This window comes from Micromonospora sp. NPDC005707 (assembly GCF_040631005.1).
Lineage (GTDB): Bacteria > Actinomycetota > Actinomycetes > Mycobacteriales > Micromonosporaceae > Micromonospora.
The window spans coordinates 236,329-254,339 of sequence record NZ_JBEXYR010000003.1 but is presented as its reverse complement, the minus strand read 5'-3'; the positions used below and the strand labels follow the sequence as shown (position 1 = coordinate 254,339).

Here is an 18,011-nt window from a genome sequence, read left to right as displayed (position 1 = left end):
GGGAGCGGGTCAGCCGGCGGCGACCAGACGGGAGACCAGGGCGGACACCACCTGATCGGCGTCGAACCCGGCGTCGATCGAGGTGGTGAGCAGGTCGAGCAGGAGCCCGTCGACCGCGTAGTGCAGCAGGGCGATCTCGAAGGCGCCGCCGGGCAGCCCGGCGGCGACGTGGAAGGCGACGTCGTCGGCGTACCCCCGGCGCAGCACGTCGCCGAGCGCGGCCCGCAGCTCGGGGCGGCGGGAGGCCTCCAGCCGCAGTTCGAACAGGGCCCGGGTGAGGTCGGGCTCGCGGGTGGTGCGCTCGACGATGTAGCGCAGGTAGTCGGTGACCAGCGCGAGCGAGGGCTCGCGCCGGCCGAGGTCGGCCAGCACCGCGGGGTCGGGCGCCATCCGGTCGAAGATCCGTTCACCCAGCGCGGCGAGCAGCGCGGCCCGGGACGGGAAGTAGTTGGAGGCGGTGCCGGTCGGCACGCCCGCCTCGGCGTCCACGGCGCGGTGGGTCAGCCCGCGCGCGCCGGCGGCGGCGAGCACCCGCAGCCCGGCGTCGGCGAGCAGGGTACGGCGTTCCGGATTTCTGACCATGCCAGCACCCTAGCAATAACCACGACAGGTGTTGTACATTCTCTCTCGACCACGACAGCCGTCGTGGTTGAGCCCGGACATCGGAGTCGGTTTGCGCAAGCTCGTGTACTACGTCGCCAGCACCCTCGACGGCTTCATCGCCGCCCCCGACGGGTCCTACGACTTCTTCCCGCTGGTGCCGGAGCCGGACGTGGCGGCCCACCTGACCGCCGAGTGGCCCCAGACCTTCCCCACGCTCGCCCACGCCCAGCTCGGCATCGCCTCGCCGCCGGCCGGCCGCTTCGACGCCGTGCTCATGGGCCGGGCCACCTACGACCCGGCGCTGAAGCTCGGCGTTGCCAGCCCCTACGCGCACCTCAAGCAGTACGTCTTCAGCCGCTCGCTGCCCGCGTCCGACGACCCCCAGGTCGAGATCGTCAGCGGCGACCCGGTGGCCTTCGTCCGCGAGCTGAAGGCGCAGCCCGGCGGCGACATCTGGCTCTGCGGCGGCGGGCAGCTCGCCGGGCAGCTCCTCGACGAGGTCGACGAGCTGGTGGTCAAGCTCAACCCGATCGTGGTCGGCAGCGGCATCCCGCTGGCCGACCGCGGGTTCACGCCGACCCGGTTCACCCTGGCCGGGACCCGGCCGTTCGACAGCGGCGTGGTGGTCCTCCGCTACACCGCCGGGGCGCGGTAATCGGTTGCCGCGGCCGGGCGGCGTCGCGCACGGTGGGTCGGTGACAAGCCTGACGAAGAGCCGGATCCGCTGGACCGACCTGCCCGGGACCGTCCGCGCCGCCGTCGAGGAGATCCTCGGCGACCGGGTGGTGGCGGCGGAGTCGCAGCACGGCGGCTTCTCCCCCGGCACCGCCGACCGGGTCCGCACGGCCGGTGGCGGGCGGGCCTTCGTCAAGGCGGTCAGCCCGGCGCAGAACGACCGCAGCCCCACCCTGCACCGGGCGGAGGCGCGGATCGCCGCCGCGCTTCCGCCGGCCGCGCCGGCGCCCCGGCTGCTCGGCAGCCACGACGACGGCGACTGGATCGCGCTGGTCTTCACCGACGTCGAGGGCCGGCACCCGGTCACCCCGTGGGACGCCGGCGAGCTGTCCGCCGTGCTGTCCACCCTGGAGGCGATGGCCGGGGTGCTCACCCCGGCGCCCGCCGCGGTGGTCACCACCGCGACCGAGCAACTGGGGTACGACTTCGGCGGCTGGCGGCGGCTCGCCGCCGACCCACCGGCCGACCTGGACCCGTGGGCGCGGGCCCGGCTGCCCGAGCTGTGCGCGGCCGCCGACCGGGGGCTGGCCGCGCTGGCCGGCGACACCCTCTGCCACGTCGACATCCGGGCCGACAACGTGCTGCTCGGCCTGGACGGCACGGTGACCGTTGTCGACTGGCCGTGGGCCTGCCGCGGGCCGGCCTGGCTGGACAGCCTGCTGACCCTGATCAACGTGCAGGTGCACGGCGGTCACGACTCGGAGGCGCTGCTGGCCGCCCGGCCGCTCACCGCCGGGGTGGACGCGGCCGACCTGACCGGGGTGCTGGCCGGGTTCACCGGCTTCTTCCTGGACGGCGCCCGCCAGGCGCCCCCGCCCGGCATCCCGACGGTCCGGGCGTTCCAGCGGTTGCAGGGCGACGCTCTGCTTCCCTGGCTCGCCCGCCGGCTGGGCTGACGGTTTTCGGGATCAGCCTCGCTTCGCGAAGGTGAGGAAGGCGCGCCAGGTGTCCGGGGCGAAGGCGAGGGCAGGACCGGCCGGATCCTTGCTGTCCCGGACGCCGACCACGCCCGGCAGGTTGTCGGCCACCTCGACGCACTCACCCTGGCCGCTACGGCTTGACTTCCGCCACTGCGCGCCGATCAGCTCCACGATGTCACCGCTTCCTTCATCAGCTCGATCGACTGGCGACGGGACAGCGCCTCGTTGCGGACGCTCTCCCACCTCGACAGCAGGATAGCCAGGTCCTCATCTCTGTCGACCACGTCGCCGCCGAGCTGAGTCTCCAGGTGGCCGACCCAGCCGCCGTTCGCGTCTCTACCCAGGACGAACGGCCCGATCAGTCCCACGTGCACACTCACCTCCACAGGGATGACCTGCACGCTGATGTGCGGCTTGGCGGCGCAGGCGATCAGGTGCGCCGTCTGCTCGGCCATGATGCCCTTGAAACTCTCGTCGGCACGTCGCAGGACGGCTTCCTCGATCACCGCAATGAACTGCGGCGGATTCGGCTGCGAGAGGATGGCCTGCCGGTCCAGCCTGACGTTGAGCCGCTGCTCGACCTCGTCGTCCGTCAGGGTGTCTGCTGAGCGGATGACGGCGCGGGCGTAGTTCTGCGTCTGCAGCAGCCCTGGAATCAGGGTCGGCTGGTAACAGCGGAGCTGTTGTGCCTGCCGTTCCGCTTCCAGCCAGGGCCGTAGCCAACTCGGCTGGCCGTCGCGGTCAGCGAGCTTGAGCAGCGACGTCAGCAGGCCGCCGGTGGCCAGCACCTCGTCCGCACGTTGAAGGAAGAACCGGTCAAGCGGCCGTTGGCCCAGCTCGACCGCGGACACCTGGGAACCCGAGAAGTGAACCAGCTTCCCGAACTCCTCCTGGCTCAACTCGGCCTTCACCCGCAAGCGCCGTAGCTGGGCACGGATCAGGTCGGCGGTCGGCTCGCTTTCCACGCTTCCTCCCCGGTTTCTCGGCGACCTTCCCGGCGTCGCCACGTTTCGGCATCGGCCGACCCGACGTGTCCACGATCAGCCTCGACGGATTCCGAGAGTAGTGCCGTCCTCAACAGACTGTCACCGGTGGGCCGCTTCCCGTCCGGCCCGCCGCGGGGCCGCCCCCGATTCCCCCGATGCCGGGGGCGGCCCCGACCTCAGCCTCCGTGACAAGGAAGGTCGTGATGAGCGGCGCCATGCTTCCCGTACCCCGGCTCGGGCCGCACCCGGACCGGCCGCGCGCCTACCCGCCGGACCGGCCGCCGCACCTGCCGCTCCGGCCCCTGTGGCTGTGCCGGGCCTGCGGGTCGCCGTGGCCGTGCGCCCAGGCCCGGCTGCTGCTCAAGGTCGAGTACGCGGATCACCCGGTCGACCTGGCGGTCTACCTGTCCGGGCTCTACCACGAGGCAGCCCACGACCTGTTCCGGCTCAACCCGGACGACGGGCCCACGCCGCGCGAGCTGTTCGAGCGGTTCGTGGCCTGGGGGCCGTACCGGCGGGGCGTGGTCGAATGACGGCCTCAACCATCCGCCGGGTGGCGCGCGTTCCTAGGGAGCGAGGGGGTGGGCATGTCGGAGACGTTCCACGAGTTCGTGGTGCAGCGGTCGCCCGCGCTGTCGCGGACCGCGTACCTGCTGACCGGGGACCACCAGCACGCCGAGGATCTGTTGCAGAGCGCGCTGGCCCGGACGTACCGGCACTGGCGCCGGATCCGCGACGGGGACCCGGAGGCGTACGTGCGCCGGGTCATGTACCACCAGCAGGTGTCGTGGTGGCGCCGCCGGCGGCTGGCGGAACGGCTGGACGCGTCGCCGGTCGAGCGGGGCGGCGGCGACCACAGCGAGGACACCGCGCTGCGGCTCAGCGTGGTGGCGGCGCTGCGCCGGCTCACCGCGCGGCAGCGGGCCGTGGTGGTGCTCCGCTACTACGAGGACCTGACCGAGGCGCAGGTGGCCGAGGTGCTCGGCTGCTCGGTGGGCACGGTGAAGCGGCACGGGCACGACGCCGTACGCCGGCTCCGCGACCTTGTCCCCGACCTGTGGGAGCCGACGCCGGAGAGGAGCGGGCGATGAGCGTACGGCTGCGGGAGGCGCTGCGGGAGGCGGCGGCCGAGGTGCCCGCGTACCCGGTGCACGAGCGTGCGGTGCGGACCGCGCGGCGCACCCGGCGGCGGATGGCGGCGGCGGTCGCGGCGGTGCTGGTGCTGGTGGCGCTCGTGCCGCTGGCGGTACGCGGCGGCGGGCCGGCCACCGTCGCGCCGGCCGGTGTGGACGGCCCCGCGCTGCCCGACCGGATCGGGCTGCCGGCGTTCGGCTCGTTGCGCGCCACCGACCGACCCCGGCTCGGCCCGGCGTCGGTGGTGTTCAGCGGGCAGGCGCGGGGGCTCACCGGGCTGATCGACGAGGACGGCACCGTCGGCATCGTCGGCGCCGAGGCCGACCGCTACCGGACCTGGACGGTCGGCTACGAGGCGCCGGCCGGTGAGCAGGTGCTGCTCTCCCCCGACGGGCGGCTGCTCGCCGTGCCGGGCGGGTCGTCGGAGCACCCCCGGATCGACCTGGTCGACCTGGTGGACGGGACGGTCCGGCGGCTGCCCAGCCCGCGGCAGGGCAGCCGCCGGACCGAGCCGGCCGGCTGGGCGCCCGACGGGACGGCACTGGTGGTCCGGGACACCACGCCGGCCAACCCGGAGGGCAGCGCATACGTCAACACGCTCAGCCTGGTGCGGCTCGACACCGGCCGGGCGGTACGCCTCCTCGAAACCGAGCAGCTGCCGGTCTTCGGCACCCCGGTCGCGTTCACGGCCGACGGGTCCCGGCTGGCCTACCAGGTCGGCGACAAGGTGCTCGTGACCGGCGCCGACGGGCAGTCGATCACGTCGTTCCCGCTGCCGCCGGAGAGCGGGCTGGCCGGCAAGGGGGCCTGGCTGCCGGACGGGACGCTGGCCCTGGTGAGCCGCGACCCGGACACCACCCGCTGGCGGCTACGCCGGATCGACCCGGCCAGCGGCCGGGACCTCGGCGTGCTGGCGCTGCCCGCGGTCGACGGCGTCACCACCATCCGGCTGCTGGGCTGGTGGCCGGACGGATCCGCGCTGGTGGTCGGCTACCGGCCCGATCCGGACTCGCCGGAGCGCTTCGACGGGCCCGTCGACATGGACCAGCGGACCGTGTATCCCAACGTGCAGACGGTCCGGGTGCTGGGCCTGGCCCCGGGGGCGGCCTCGCCGACCACGCTGCTCACCGCGCCGGACGAGGTGCTCGCCATCGACGTGGCGGACGCCGTGGTGCGCGCCGGCCGGGTCCGGGCGGCGGATCCACCGGCGGGACCGGGCGGCCGGTTCTGGTGGGGGGCCGGGGCGGTGGCGCTGGTGCTCGGCGGCCTGCTGGCCGGGCGGCTGCTCCGGCGGCGACGCCGGCTCACTCGGGGGCACGCACCTCGTGGGTGAGGAAGGGCAGCACCGCCGCGGGCAGGGCGGGTGAGCCGACGATGTCGTAGTGGGTCAGCCCGGGCAGGACGGCCAACCGGGACGCGGGCCGGCCGGTGCCGTCCCAGCCGGCGTCGCGGTGGCCGCCGCCGAGCAGCCCGAAGAACTCGGCCACGTGGTGCACCGGGATCGAGTCGGCGTCGGCGAAGACCAGCAGCACCGGCATGGGCAGGGCGGCCACCTCGGCCGACCAGTCGTACTCCCGGCGCAGCAGCTCGCCGGTCCTGGCCCACAGGGTCGGCCAGTCCTGCGGGCGGGGCGCTACCCGCTCGTAGAGCTGGTGCGGCGGGGTGCCGCGCATCCGCTCGGCGACCCGCTCGTCCTGGGCGGCCATCGCGGCCAGCACCTCCGGGTACCAGCCCTGCCGTCGGCACGGCGTGGAGACCAGCACGAGGCGCCGGACCCGGGCCGGGTGCTGGATCGCGGCGCGCAGGGCCACCCCGCCGCCGAGGGAGTAGCCCAGCACGTCGGCCGGCGGCAGGTCGAGGTGCCGCAGCAGGGCGGCGACGTCGTCGGCCATCGACTCGTAGCGCAGCGGCCGGTCCACGTCGGCGGTGCGGCCGTGGCCCTGGAGGTCGACGGCGACGACCCGCCGCCGCCTGGTCAGGTCGGGCAGGATCGGGGCGAACATCTCCGTCGACCCGTAGCCGCCGTGCAGCAGGACGAGCGGCTTCCCCGCGCCCTGGACCTCGTACCACAGGCGCAGCCCGTTGACGTCCGCGTAGCTCACGCCCCTTCAACGACGGACGGCCCGGCGGCGGGTCGCCCCGCCACCGGGCCGTCCGGCTCGGCGTTACTCGGCGACGTACCGGTGCAGCAGCCCCTCGTCGCTGTCGACCGTGCCGGCCCGGCGCAGGCCGGCCTTCTCCAGCACCCGGACGGACGGCACGTTGGCCGGGTCGACAGTGGCGAAGACCTCGGCCACCCCGGGTACGGTGCGGGCGAAGGCGACCAGCGCCCGGACGGCCTCGGTGGTGTAGCCCCGGCAGCGTCGAGATGGGGCGATGCCGTAGCCGAACTCGACCGCACCGTCGGTGGGCGGCCACTTCAGCCCGATGGCGCCCACGGTGAGGCCGGTCTCCCGCTCGACGATGAGCCGGTGGCCGTGCGGCCGGTCCGGGTCGCCGGCGATGATCCCGGCGATCACCCGGTCGCCGCCGGCGGGGAAGTCCGCCGCCCAGTGCGGGCGCCGCTCCCCGGCGACGACGGCGGCGGCCTCCTCGGCCGGCCAGGGGCGCAGCACGAGTCGTTCGGTGGTCAGTTCAGAGATGAACAACGCGATTCTCCAAGGTCGTGGAGTGACCCGGGTCGCGGTCGGTCAGCGCGCGCGACCCGGAAGAAGGCATGGCAGGGGAAGCTCATGGCAATCCATGGCCTCATCCCCCTGCGCCCACGACGGTCGCGTGTCCGCGCACCGGCACTCTAGCCCATGATCCGGATACGTCGCGCCCCCGTTGCCTCGGGCCAACGGGCAACGGGGGCGCGGCGGAGGACCGGTCAGCTGACGCCGGTGACGGCCTTGACCAGGTTGATGGCGAAGTAGATCACGAACGCGGCGGCCACCGCCCACATCAGCGGGTGGATCTGCCGCGCCTTGCCCTGCGCCACCCGGATCGCCACCCAGCTCACGAAGCCGGCGCCGATGCCGTTGGTGATCGAGTAGGTGAACGGCATGAGCGTCATGGTCAGGAAGGCCGGGACGGCGACGCCCACGTCGGTGAAGTCGATGTCCTTGACCTGGCGGATCATCAGCGCGCCGACCACCACCAGCGCCGGGCCGGCGGCCTCGCTCGGCACCAGCGACACCAGCGGGGTGAGCAGCAGCGCACCCAGGAAGAGCAGGCCGGTGACCACGCTGGTCAGGCCGGTCCGCCCACCGTCCGCGATGCCCGAGGAGGACTCCACGTACGTGGTGGCCGACGAGGCGCTGCCCGCGCCGCCGGCGACCGCGGCGACACCGTCGACGAAGAGCACCTTGCCGAGCCGCGGCATGTCGGTACCGTCCTCGGTGGCCAGGTTGGCCTGCTTGGCCAGGCCGACCGTGGTCCCCATGACGTCGAAGAAGTCGGCCAGCACCAGGGTGAAGACCAGCAGCAGCGCGGTCATCAGGCCGACGTGGGCGAACGCGCCGAACGACACGTTGCCGAGCAGGTGCAGATCGGGCTTCTGGACCAGCGGGTCCGGCAGGGTCGGCACGTTGAGCCGCCACCCGTCCGGGTTGGGCTTGCCGTCGACGAGAGCCGGACCGGGCTTGGCGAACGCGTTGACGATCACCGCGACGGCCGTGGTGGCCACGATGCCGATGAGGACGCCGGCCTTCACCTTGCGGGCGACCAGGATGCCGGTGACCAGCAGGCCGATCAGGAAGACGACCGTGGGCCAGCCCCGCAGCGTCCCGTTGCTGCCCGAGCCGAGCTGCAGCGGCACGCCGGTGCCCGCCCGGACCAGACCGCCGTCGACGAAGCCGATCAGCGCGATGAACAGGCCGATGCCGGCCGCGATGGCCGCCTTCAGCTCGGCCGGGATGGCCCGGAACACGGCCTTCCGGAAACCGGTCAGCACCAGCACGGTGATGATCAGACCCTCGATGACGACCAGGCCCATGGCCTCGGCCCAGCTCATCTGGGACGCGACCGCGTACGCCACGAAGGCGTTCAGCCCGAGGCCGGTGGCCACCGCGAACGGCACCCGGCCGACGACGCCCATCATGATCGTCATGACCGCGGCGACCAGGGCGGTGACCCCGGCGACCGCCGGGATGCCCAGCGTCCTGCCGTCGGCGTCCGGCGCGGTGCCGATGATCAGGGGGTTGAGTACGACGATGTAGGCCATCGTCGCGAAGGTGGTGAGCCCGGCGAGCACTTCGCGCCGGACCGTCGAGCCTCGGCGGGTGATCTCGAAGAAGCGGTCGAGGCGGCTCTGCGCGGCGGGTTCCGCCGGCTCGACCGGGGCAGCAGGATCCTGCGTAGTCACGCTCATGGCGTGGCTTACTCCGTTCCGGGTTGGCCCAGCCGGTCACGCCGGCCGGGCGGTGGGGGTGCAGCCGTCCCGTTGCGGTTGGCCCGGAGAACGTCGGGACGGCTGGGCTCCACGGATCCCGTGAAGCACTACGAAGCCGCGCCCCGGGTCCGGGGAAGCGACTTCGCGAGGCCCACCTTAACCGCCGGGTAACGGCAGATGACCTGCCCCTGAGCGGGGATCCGGCGCGGGGGTGGCCAAGGTCACGCCCGGACCCGGTGCCGGGCGATCCATTCGGCGTTGATCTCGTCGGCCTGCCGCGAGTGGCGGGGCCGGACCGGGACCCCGGCCGACGGCAGCCCGAGCGCGTCGAGGACGCCCCGGGTCACGCCGCCCGGGTCGGCCGCCAGGTCCTCGTAGCGCACCCGGTGCGGGGTGATCCCGTGCCGGGCGAACCACGCGTCCCAGGCGCCCTGGTGCTCCGCGATGGTGCGCAGCAGCTCGTCGATGCCGTCCGGGTCGTAGCGCGGCTCGCCGGTCGGCGGGCCGGACGCGTCGACGGCGTCCGGGCCCGTGTCGGTCCACCGGCCGGTCTGCTCGGCGCGCAGCCACGAGACCGCCTGCGCGAGCACGTCGTCGCGGCGCAGGTGCACGAAGGAGGTCCGGCCGAACGCCCGGCGCAGCAGCGCGTCGTCCGCGCCGGCAAGGTCCGGGTGGTCGCCGGCCAGCCCGTCGACCATGCGGTCCAGCGTGCCCCACATGACCTTCGCCCCGAACACGCCGTTGCCGGTCCGGCCCGCGGCGAGGGCCGCCCGGACGTAGTCGCCGTAGCGCCACTGCCCGGCCGGCAGGCCCCAGCGGCGGGCCCACAGCGGTTCGTCGGGCTCCCGGAAGTACGCCTCCGGCCGGCCCGCCACGCCGGTCGACGCCAGCAGACCGCAGAGCAGCGAGCTGCCCGTCCGGGGCACCGCGCAGATGAGGTACGTGTCGACGCCGGTCACTCCGCCAACCAAGCGGAGCGGCCCGAATCACGTCAACCGATATCGGGCGGGCGGGGAGCCGACACCCGGGCTAGCCGCGGCGGTGGAGCACCATCCGGCGCGCCAGTTCGTGACGAGTTCCGCCGCAACTTACCGACCGCCGAGATCTTGGGACGGAACCGCCCCTCGGGGGGCCAGTTCGTACCAAGATCTTCAAGAGGCGGGACGGGGGCGGGCGCGGAGGTGGGCGCGTTCGCCCTGGGAGCCGAAGAGGCTGAGGAACTCGACCGCCTCGTCGTCGGCCCGGCCGAACCAGTGCGGCACCCGGGTGTCGAACTCGGCCGCCTCGCCGGGGGCGAGCACCAGGTCGTGCTCGCCGAGGACCAGCCGCAGCCGCCCGTTGAGCACGTAGACCCACTCGTACCCCTCGTGGGTCTGCGGGGTGGGCTCGGCGGGCCGCCCGCCGGCGGGGATGACCAGCTTGTACGCCTGGATGCCGCCGGCCCGGCGGGTGAGCGGCAGCATGGTCATGCCGTGCCGGGTGACCGGCCGCAGGTGGATGCGCGGGTCGCCGGTGGGTGGGGCGCCGACCAGCTCGTCGAGCGACACGCCGTGCGCCCGGGCCAGGGGCAGCAGCAGCTCCAGGGTGGGCCGGCGGCTGCCCGACTCCAGCCGGGACAGGGTGCTCACCGAGACGCCGGTGGCGGCCGACAGGTCGGCCAGGGTGGTCTCCCGTTCGCGGCGCAGCGCGCGTAGCCGGGGGCCCACCGCGTCGAGCGCCCGGTCGAGGTCGTCGTCCATCCCCCCAGTTTGCCAGATCAGCAACAAAGTTTGCGGGTTCGGCCACCGCCGCCGCATCGTTGCCGCAGGAGGTGGTCAGGGTGACCGAAGGTTACGACGTGGTGGTGATCGGCGGCGGCGCCGCCGGGTTGAACGGGGCGCTGATGCTGGCCCGGGCGTGCCGGTCGGTCCTGGTGATCGACGGGGGCCGCCCGCGCAACGCCCCGGCCGAGGGGGTGCACGGGCTGCTGGCCCGTGACGGCATGCCCCCGGCCGAGCTGCTGGCGCGCGGCCGGGACGAGGTGCGCCGGTACGGCGGGCACCTGGTGGACGGCGAGGTCGACACGGTGACCCGCGACGGTGCGGGGTTCACGGTGGCGCTGGCCGACGGCCGCCGGGTCCGGGCCGGCCGGCTGCTGGTGGCCACCGGCCTGGTCGACGAACTGCCCGAGCTGCCCGGACTGCGCGAGCGGTGGGGCCGGGACGTGGTGCACTGCCCGTACTGCCACGGGTGGGAGGTGCGCGACCGGCCGATCGGGGTGCTGGCCACCGGGCCGCTGTCGGTGCACCAGGCGCTGCTGTTCCGCCAGTGGAGCGACGACGTGGTCCTCCTCCGCCACACCGCGCCGCCGCTCGGCGACGAGCAGGCCGAACAGCTGGCCGCGCGGGGCGTCACCGTGGTCGAGGGCGAGGTCGCGTCGGTGGAGGTCGTGGCGGACCGGCTGGTCGGGGTACGCCTGCGCGACGGCCGGCTGGTCGCGCGCGAGGTGCTGGTCGCCGCGCCCCGGATGGTGGCGCGGGCCGGGTTCCTGGCGGCGCTCGGTCTGCGGGCCGTGGAGCATCCGGCCGGGGTCGGCGAGCACGTCCCCGCCGACCCGACGGGGCGTACCGAGGTGCCCGGGGTGTGGGTCGCGGGCAACGTGACCGACCCGGCCGCGCAGGTCGGCGCGGCAGCGGCGGCGGGCGCCCTGGCGGCCGCCGCCATCAACGGCGACCTGGTCGCCGAGGAGACCCGCCGGGCGGTCGAGGCGCGGCGGCGCGGCTGAGCACGCGGAGGGGTGGCATTCACGAATACGACTTACATGGCCAAAATTGCCCTTTAGGTTACTGCCCGAGGGTGCAGTCGAGACCGGGGGGCGACGTGGACGAGTATCCGCCGATCGAGGATCACGGGCTCATCGGTGATCTTCAAACCGCCGCCCTGGTGACCTGCGACGGGACGATCGACTGGTTCTGCGCGCCGCGTTTCGACTCGCCCAGCATCTTCGCCGCCCTGCTCGACAAGGAGCGGGGCGGCTACTTCCGCATCGCCCCCCACGAGGCCACCTACGTCACCAAACAGCTCTACCTGCCCGGCACCCCGATCCTGATCACGCGGTTCATCAGCGCCGACGGGGTCGCCGAGGTCCAGGACTTCATGCCGGTCACCGGCGAGCGCGTCACCGACGTGCACCGCCTGGTGCGCATGGTCACCATGGTCCGGGGCAGCATGCGGTTCCGGCTGGAGTGCCGGCCCCGGTTCGACTACGGGCGCGAGAAGCCGCAACTGGAGCGGCACCGGAGCGGTTTCGTCTTCCGCGGCTCGTCGGCGTCGCTCACCTTCAACCCGGTCCAGCCGATCCGCCAACTCATCGCCAAGGAGGACATGCACCTGGGGGACGGCGACCTGATCGGGTTCGGCACCCTGAACCAGGGCGACACCGGCGGGGTGGTGCTGGAGACGAACTCGGAGATGGAACCCCGGGCCGTCCCGCTCGAAGAGGTGCAGGGCATGTTCGAGTGGACCCGGGACTACTGGCGACGGTGGGTCGAGCGGTCCCGGTACACCGGGCGGTGGCGGGAGATGGTGGAGCGGTCGGCGATCACGTTGAAGCTGATGACGTACGCGCCGACCGGGGCGATGATCGCCGCGCCGACGGCGGCGTTGCCCGAACTGGTCGGCGGCACACGCAACTGGGACTACCGCTACACCTGGGTCCGGGACACGTCCTTCTCGGTGCACGCGCTGCTCGGCCTCGGCTTCACCGAGGAGGTCGGCCGGTACATGGACTGGCTCGACGAGCGGATCCGCGAGGCCGGCGACCACCAGGCCCCGCTGAAGATCATGTACCGGGTCGACGGATCGTCCGACCTGCACGAGGAGATCCTCGACCACCTGGAGGGCTACCGCGGCTCCCGGCCGGTCCGGATCGGCAACGGCGCCGCCGACCAGCTCCAGCTCGACATCCACGGCGAGGCGCTCTACGCCATGCACGTCGCCGACGAACAGGGCATCCGGGTCTCCCACCAGGTGTGGAAGAGCACCGTGCGGCTCGTCGACTGGCTGTGCCACAACTGGGACCAGCCGGACGCCGGCATCTGGGAGAGCCGCCACCATCCCCGGGACTACACCTTCGGCCGGGTGATGTCCTGGGTAGCCCTGGACCGGGCCATCCGGCTCGCCGGCCGCACCGGCCGGCCCGGGGACGTCGCCTGCTGGACCAGCCAGCGGAACCTGATCTACGACCAGGTGATGGCGCGCGGTTACCACCGGGGCCGCGGGTCCTTCGTGCAGGCCTACGGCGAGAACGTCCTGGACGCCGCGCTGCTCTCGATGCCGGCGGTCGGCTTCGTGACGCCGTCGGACCCGATGTGGTGCCGCACCCTCGACGCCATCGAGCGGGAGCTGGTCTCCGACAGCCTGGTCCACCGGTACGACCCGGTCCACTCCCCCGACGGGCTCCCCGGCCACGAGGGCACCTTCAACATGTGCACCTTCTGGTACGCGGAGGCGCTGGCGCGCTCCGGCCGCCTGGACGACGCCCGGCTCACCTTCGAGAAGATGTTCACCTTCAGCAACCACCTCGGCCTGTACGCCGAGGAGATCGCCTCGACCGGTGAGCAGATCGGCAACTACCCGCAGGCCTTCAGCCACCTCGCGCTGATCAACACGGCGCTGGCGCTGAACGAGATGCTCGATGCCGAGGCCCAGTCCCGGCAGCGGCGGTGACTCCTCCCGACCGCGTGCGGGGTTAGTCGACGGCAGGCCGGGTAGCCACACGCGCTGCTTGTGCAGCCCGTTGAACCGGCCTTCCTTGCCGACGAACCCCAGCCGAGAGGAACGACGGTGTCACACGAGTACACGAAGAACCCGGAGGCAGTTTCCCGGTTGTCGCCCGAGCAGTACCGGGTCACCCAGGAAGGCGGGACCGAACCGCCCTTCGCCAACCCGTACTGGGACAGCAAGGAGCAGGGCATCTACGTCGACGTCGTGTCCGGCGAACCACTGTTCGCGTCCGCCGACAAATACGACAGCGGCACCGGCTGGCCCTCCTTCACCAAACCCGTCGAGCCGAAGAACGTGGTCGAGGTGCGGGACTCCACCCTCGGCATGGTCCGCACCGAGGTCCGGTCCGCGCACGGCGACAGCCACCTCGGGCACGTGTTCGACGACGGCCCGGTGGCGACCGGCGGGCTGCGCTACTGCATGAACTCCGCCGCGCTCCGGTTCATCCGGCGCGACGACCTGGAACGGGAAGGGTACGGCGAGTACCGCGCACTGTTCGAGCACCCGGACGGGGGGCGAAGCGATGACCGACACGACTGAGAAGGCCGTCCTGGCCGGCGGCTGCTTCTGGGGGATGCAGGACCTCATCCGGAAACGCCCCGGCGTGGTCTCCACCCGGGTCGGCTACACCGGCGGGGACGTGCCCAACGCGACCTACTACAACCACGAGGGGCACGCCGAGGCGATCGAGATCGCCTACGACCCGGACAAGCTCTCGTACCGGGACCTTCTCGAGTTCTTCTTCCAGGTCCACGACCCGACCACGAAGAACCGGCAGGGCGGCGACGTCGGCAGCAGCTACCGGTCCGCGATCTTCTACTGCGACGACCAGCAGCGGAAGGTCGCCGAGGACACCATCGCCGACGTCGACGCCTCCGGCCTGTGGCCGGGCAAGGTCGTCACCGAGGTCACCCCGGCCGGCCCCTTCTGGGAGGCGGAGCCGGAGCACCAGGACTACCTGGAGAAGCATCCCGGCGGCTACACCTGCCACTTCCCCCGGCCCGACTGGAAGCTGCCCCGCCGGGGCGAGAACCAGAGCTGACCGCACGCAGCCGAGTGACCAACGAGGAAGGGAGCCCGACGTGGCCGCCAGGACCCAGACGCTCGCACGCGCCACCGACATCAAGCCGTTCACCGTGGAGATCCCCGAGGCGGACCTCCAGGAGATGCGCCGGCGCATCGCGGCCACCCGGTGGCCGGAGAAGCAGACCGTCAGCGACCAGTCGCAGGGCGTGCCGCTCGAAACAAGCCAGGCCCTCGCCCGCTACTGGGAGAAGGAGTACGACTGGCGCAAGGTCGAGGCGAGATTGAACTCCCTGCCGAACTTCATCACCGAGATCGACGGCCTGGACATCCACTTCATCCACGTCCGGTCCAAGCACGAGGACGCGCTGCCGCTCATCGTCACGCACGGCTGGCCCGGCTCCATCATCGAACAGCTGAAGATCATCGAGCCGCTGACCGATCCCACGGCCCACGGCGGGGCCGCGTCGGACGCCTTCCACGTGGTGATCCCGTCGATGCCCGGCTACGGCTTCTCGGGCAAGCCGACCGAACCCGGCTGGGGCCCCGATCACGTTGCGAGGGCCTGGACCGAGCTGATGAAGCGCCTCGGCTACGACCGGTTCGTCGCCCAGGGCGGCGACTGGGGCGCCCTGATCACCAACCTCATGGGCGTGCAGGCGCCGCCGGAACTGGCCGCCATCCACACCAACATGCCGAGCACGGTTCCGTTCGAGATCGACGCGCTGGTCCAGTCCGACATCACCGGAATCAACGGCGCGCTCTCGAAGCTGCCGGCCAACCTCTCCGACGAGGAACGGCGGGCCACCGAGCAGCAGGACTTCTTCTGGAAGCACTCCGCCTACGCGCTGATCATGGCCACCCGCCCCGAGACACTGATCGGCCTCGCGGACTCGCCCGTCGCGCTGGCGGCCTTCATGTGCGACCACGACGCGGCCAGCCTGGAGCTGATCTGCCGGGCGTTCGCCGGGAACCCCGGCGGCCTCAGCCGCGACGACATCCTCGACAACATCACGCTCACCTGGTTGACGAACACCGGCGTCTCCTCCGCCCGCATCTACTGGGAGAACAAGTACTCCTTCCTCGGCGCCAAGGACGTCTCCGTGCCGGCCGCCGTCAGCGTCTTCCCGGACGAGCTCTACCAGGCGCCGCGGAGCTGGGCCGAGCAGGCCTATCCGAACCTCATCCACTACAACCAGCTCGACCGGGGTGGGCACTTCGCGGCGTGGGAGCAGCCGCAACTGCTGTGCGACGAGCTCCGCACCGCCTTCCGGTCGGTTCGCTAGATGGCCGTCTCCGAGCGGCTGCGCCTGCCCGCGCTCGACGGGGCGACCGGGTGGCTCAACACCGAGCCACTCGGTCCCGCCGAGCTGCGGGGACGCCCCGTCGTCGTGAACTTCTGGACGCTGACCTGCATCAACTGGCTGCGCCAGGAGCCGTACGTCCGGGCGTGGTCGCGGGCCTACGGGGACGACGGGCTCGTGGTCCTCGGGGTGCACACGCCGGAGTTCTCGTTCGAGCACGACATCGACGGGGTGCGCCAGGCGGTCACGGCACGGGGGATCGACTACCCGGTCGCGCTCGACAACGACTACGGGGTCTGGAGCGCCTTCGACAACCACTACTGGCCGGCGCTCTACTTCGTCGACGCGGACGGCGTCATCCGCGACCACCACTTCGGCGAGGGCCGCTACGAGCAGTCCGAACGGGTGATCCAGCGGCTGCTCGGCGTCGACCGGGACCTCGTCCCCGTCGAGGGGCGCGGTGTGGAGGCCGACGCCGACTGGGACCACCTGCGTACGCCCGAGACGTATCTCGGCTACGCGCGCTCCGAGCAGTTCGCGTCACCGGACGACGCCACCTACGACGCCACCCGCGCCTACGAACTCCCCGCGAGCCTGCCCGCCGACCACTGGGCGCTCGGCGGCGAGTGGACGATCGGCTCGGAGTACGTCGTGTCCGACCGGGCCGGCGCCACCCTCGCCTTCCGGTTCCAGGCCCGCGACGCGCATCTCGTGCTGTCGGCCGGAAGGCGGGACCCGATCCCCTTCCGCCTGCTCCTCGACGGGGCGGCTCCGGGCCCGGCACACGGCTACGACGTGGACGAGGACGGCAGCGGCCTGCTGCGGGAGGGCCGGCTGTACCAGCTCGTCCGCCAACGGGACGGGGTCCGGGAGCGGACCCTGGAGATCAGGTTCCTCGAGCCCGGCGCCGAGGCGTACGTGTTCACCTTCGGCTAGACCGCCGTGCGGGCCAGGCGATGAGGACGGCGAGCGGCGCCAAGCTGTTGCGCATGCCCGAGGGACCGCACCGGGCCAACTTCCTGGAGCTGTTCTTCGACCTGGTGTTCGTCGTGGTGCTCATCCAGCTCTCGCACGAGCTGATGCAGGACCTCACCTGGTCAGGCGCCTTCCGGACGCTGGTGCTGCTGTTGGCCGCCTGGTGGGTCTGGAGCATCACCGCCTGGACCACCAACCTGTACGACCCGCAACAGATGTCGGTGCAGCTGGTGGTCACCGGGACCATGCTCGGCAGCCTGGTGATGGTCGTGGCGCTCCCGGACGCGTTCGGCGAGCGCGGCCTGGCCTTCGCGGGCGCGTACGTCGCCATCCATGTCGGCCGTCAACTCTTCCTGGTCCTCGCCCTGCGCGGCCAGGATCTGCAGCGCCGAAGCATGCGGGTGCTGACCTGGTTCGGCGTGTCGGCGGTGCCCTGGATCGTCGGGGCGCTGGCGCCGGTGTCGGCCCGCGTCGTCCTGTGGACGCTGGCGGTGGCGGTGGACTTCGCGGGCGGCGTCCTGCGCTTCCCGACCCCACGGCTGGGACGCTCGCCCGAAGCGGAGTACCCGATCGTGGCCGAGCACCTGGCCGAGCGGTACCGGCAGCTCTTCATCATCGCGCTCGGCGAGTTGATCCTGGTCGGCACGTTGACCCTTAGTGCGAGCGGCTTCGCCGCCGACCGGACGGCGGCGTTCGTGGTGTCGTTCGTCGCCACGGTGATGTTCTGGCGGATCTACGTGCACCGGGCCGGGGAACTGCTGCCCGCCGCCATTTCGGCGGCCCGCCGGCCGGATCCCCTCGCCCGGTTTGCGGCGATCGCCCATCTGGTGATGCTCGCGGGCATCGTCGCCACCGCGGTGGGCGACGAACTCGCCATCACCCATCCACTCGGCCACACGCGACCCTCCTGGGTCGCCGTCATCCTCGGCGGACCCGCGCTGTTCCTGGCCGGTCGCGCCGCCTTCGAGTACGCCGTCTTCGCCCGGGTGTCCCGGGACCGGCCGATCGGCATCCTGGTGCTGGGCGCGCTCGTACCCCCGATGCTCCTGGCGCCGCCGCTGGTGGCCGCCGTCGCCGCCGCCGCGGTGCTCGTCGGGGTCGCCGTCGCCGACACGGTCCGCGCGATCCGCGGCCCGGCCGAGTCGCCGTCACCTCCCGGCTAGCGGTCCGTCGTAGGCTGCATCTCGCACCTGAC

20 protein-coding genes are annotated in these 18,011 nt (G+C 72.7%); 12 read left to right on the top strand and 8 right to left on the bottom strand.

Going from position 1 to position 18,011, the window contains the following annotated elements:
* Window positions 1–9: 9 nt before the first annotated feature.
* Complete coding sequence (locus tag ABZ452_RS06355) at window positions 10–582, bottom strand: TetR family transcriptional regulator (protein ID WP_357939535.1); 573 nt, start codon at window positions 580–582, stop codon at window positions 10–12.
* A 91-nt stretch (window positions 583–673) separates the two neighbouring features.
* Between ABZ452_RS06355 and ABZ452_RS06350 the strand changes: the two genes are divergently transcribed.
* Together ABZ452_RS06350 and ABZ452_RS06345 are read left to right on the top strand one after the other, a co-directional pair.
* Entirely contained in the window at window positions 674–1,258 is a 585-nt protein-coding gene (locus ABZ452_RS06350) for a dihydrofolate reductase family protein (protein WP_357939533.1), read from the top strand.
* 40 nt (window positions 1,259–1,298) lie between these two features.
* Complete coding sequence (locus ABZ452_RS06345; protein WP_357939531.1) at window positions 1,299–2,234, top strand: phosphotransferase; 936 nt, start codon at window positions 1,299–1,301, stop codon at window positions 2,232–2,234.
* A 12-nt stretch (window positions 2,235–2,246) separates the two neighbouring features.
* Here the strand turns inward: ABZ452_RS06345 and ABZ452_RS06340 are convergent, their stop codons facing one another.
* Together ABZ452_RS06340 and ABZ452_RS06335 are read right to left on the bottom strand one after the other, a co-directional pair.
* Window positions 2,247–2,432 (bottom strand): DUF397 domain-containing protein, encoded by a 186-nt coding sequence (locus tag ABZ452_RS06340; RefSeq protein ID WP_357940046.1) that lies wholly within the window; start codon window positions 2,430–2,432, stop codon window positions 2,247–2,249.
* The gene (locus ABZ452_RS06335; protein ID WP_357939529.1) at window positions 2,420–3,223 is read right to left on the bottom strand and encodes a helix-turn-helix transcriptional regulator; all 804 of its coding nucleotides are present in this window, start codon (window positions 3,221–3,223) and stop codon (window positions 2,420–2,422) included. The genes ABZ452_RS06340 and ABZ452_RS06335 overlap by 13 nt, the downstream gene beginning before the upstream one ends.
* A gap of 224 nt (window positions 3,224–3,447) precedes the next feature.
* Between ABZ452_RS06335 and ABZ452_RS06330 the strand changes: the two genes are divergently transcribed.
* The 3 genes from ABZ452_RS06330 to ABZ452_RS06320 are packed head-to-tail and all read left to right on the top strand — an operon-like array spanning window position 3,448 to window position 5,711.
* Window positions 3,448–3,777 carry a hypothetical protein gene (locus tag ABZ452_RS06330; protein ID WP_357939527.1) on the top strand — a complete coding sequence of 110 codons (330 nt, stop codon included), beginning with the start codon at window positions 3,448–3,450 and terminating at the stop codon, window positions 3,775–3,777.
* A gap of 54 nt (window positions 3,778–3,831) precedes the next feature.
* Window positions 3,832–4,335, top strand: a complete 504-nt coding sequence (locus ABZ452_RS06325) for a SigE family RNA polymerase sigma factor (RefSeq protein ID WP_357939525.1) — start codon at window positions 3,832–3,834, stop codon at window positions 4,333–4,335.
* Window positions 4,332–5,711: a hypothetical protein gene (locus tag ABZ452_RS06320; protein ID WP_357939523.1), complete on the top strand. Its 1,380-nt coding sequence runs from the start codon at window positions 4,332–4,334 to the stop codon at window positions 5,709–5,711. The genes ABZ452_RS06325 and ABZ452_RS06320 overlap by 4 nt, the downstream gene beginning before the upstream one ends.
* Here ABZ452_RS06320 and ABZ452_RS06315 read toward each other — a convergent pair.
* The 5 genes from ABZ452_RS06315 to ABZ452_RS06295 all read right to left on the bottom strand — a co-directional run bounded on the left by ABZ452_RS06315 (window position 5,683) and on the right by ABZ452_RS06295 (window position 10,489).
* A complete protein-coding gene (locus tag ABZ452_RS06315) occupies window positions 5,683–6,480 on the bottom strand; it encodes an alpha/beta fold hydrolase (protein WP_357939521.1) in 798 nt (265 codons plus the stop codon). The two genes, ABZ452_RS06320 and ABZ452_RS06315, sit on opposite strands and share 29 nt — an antisense overlap.
* A gap of 63 nt (window positions 6,481–6,543) precedes the next feature.
* Entirely contained in the window at window positions 6,544–7,026 is a 483-nt protein-coding gene (locus ABZ452_RS06310) for a GNAT family N-acetyltransferase (RefSeq protein ID WP_357939519.1), read from the bottom strand.
* A gap of 221 nt (window positions 7,027–7,247) precedes the next feature.
* Entirely contained in the window at window positions 7,248–8,729 is a 1,482-nt protein-coding gene (locus ABZ452_RS06305) for an NCS2 family permease (protein ID WP_357939517.1), read from the bottom strand.
* A 242-nt stretch (window positions 8,730–8,971) separates the two neighbouring features.
* On the bottom strand, window positions 8,972–9,709 hold the full coding sequence (locus tag ABZ452_RS06300) for a Stf0 family sulfotransferase (protein ID WP_357939515.1): 738 nt from the start codon (window positions 9,707–9,709) through the stop codon (window positions 8,972–8,974).
* Between the two features lie 192 nt (window positions 9,710–9,901).
* The gene (locus ABZ452_RS06295; protein ID WP_357939513.1) at window positions 9,902–10,489 is read right to left on the bottom strand and encodes an XRE family transcriptional regulator; all 588 of its coding nucleotides are present in this window, start codon (window positions 10,487–10,489) and stop codon (window positions 9,902–9,904) included.
* 71 nt (window positions 10,490–10,560) lie between these two features.
* Here ABZ452_RS06295 and ABZ452_RS06290 point away from each other — a divergent pair, with 71 nt between their 5' ends.
* The 7 genes from ABZ452_RS06290 (at window position 10,561) to ABZ452_RS06260 (ending at window position 17,979) form a co-directional block, all read left to right on the top strand.
* Window positions 10,561–11,514 (top strand): NAD(P)/FAD-dependent oxidoreductase, encoded by a 954-nt coding sequence (locus ABZ452_RS06290; RefSeq protein ID WP_357939511.1) that lies wholly within the window; start codon window positions 10,561–10,563, stop codon window positions 11,512–11,514.
* Between the two features lie 95 nt (window positions 11,515–11,609).
* Window positions 11,610–13,457 carry a glycoside hydrolase family 15 protein gene (locus tag ABZ452_RS06285; protein ID WP_357940044.1) on the top strand — a complete coding sequence of 616 codons (1,848 nt, stop codon included), beginning with the start codon at window positions 11,610–11,612 and terminating at the stop codon, window positions 13,455–13,457.
* A gap of 117 nt (window positions 13,458–13,574) precedes the next feature.
* On the top strand, window positions 13,575–14,054 hold the full coding sequence (gene msrB, locus ABZ452_RS06280; protein ID WP_357939509.1) for a peptide-methionine (R)-S-oxide reductase MsrB: 480 nt from the start codon (window positions 13,575–13,577) through the stop codon (window positions 14,052–14,054).
* Window positions 14,038–14,556, top strand: coding sequence for a peptide-methionine (S)-S-oxide reductase MsrA (gene msrA / locus ABZ452_RS06275; protein ID WP_357939507.1), 519 nt, complete (start codon window positions 14,038–14,040; stop codon window positions 14,554–14,556). Before msrB ends, msrA begins: the two co-directional genes overlap by 17 nt.
* A gap of 40 nt (window positions 14,557–14,596) precedes the next feature.
* On the top strand, window positions 14,597–15,823 hold the full coding sequence (locus ABZ452_RS06270; protein ID WP_357939505.1) for an epoxide hydrolase family protein: 1,227 nt from the start codon (window positions 14,597–14,599) through the stop codon (window positions 15,821–15,823).
* Entirely contained in the window at window positions 15,824–16,777 is a 954-nt protein-coding gene (locus tag ABZ452_RS06265; protein ID WP_357939503.1) for a redoxin domain-containing protein, read from the top strand.
* A 53-nt stretch (window positions 16,778–16,830) separates the two neighbouring features.
* Window positions 16,831–17,979, top strand: a complete 1,149-nt coding sequence (locus ABZ452_RS06260) for a low temperature requirement protein A (protein ID WP_357939501.1) — start codon at window positions 16,831–16,833, stop codon at window positions 17,977–17,979.
* Window positions 17,980–18,011: the final 32 nt, after the last annotated feature.